A 240-nucleotide genomic window follows, 5' to 3' on the forward strand; every position below is an offset into this window, starting at 1 on the left:
CTGGTCCTGGCCGTCGAGGGTGCCGTGCGCACGTCGGGCGTGGACCACGAGCGCACGGCCGCGGCCCTCGGAGCCGGACGGTGGACGATCCTGCGCCGCATCACCCTGCCTCTCGCGGCACCCGGGATCGTGGCAGGCGTCGTGCTGTGCTTCGCGCGGGCGATCGGGGAATTCGGTGCGACGGCGCTGTTCGCAGGCAATCGACCGGGAGTCACCCAGACGATGCCGCTCGCGATCTAC

The 240-nt window shown here is 72.1% G+C and carries 1 protein-coding gene; it reads left to right on the plus strand.

Annotated features, from left to right (window positions below; translation table 11 throughout):
* Positions 1–240: ABC transporter permease subunit (locus DSP71_RS06215; protein WP_113680651.1), on the plus strand; the 240-nt coding region annotated here is incomplete at both ends.

It is taken from the genome of Microbacterium sp. H6 (genome assembly GCF_003314775.1).
Classification (GTDB): domain Bacteria; phylum Actinomycetota; class Actinomycetes; order Actinomycetales; family Microbacteriaceae; genus Microbacterium; species Microbacterium oxydans.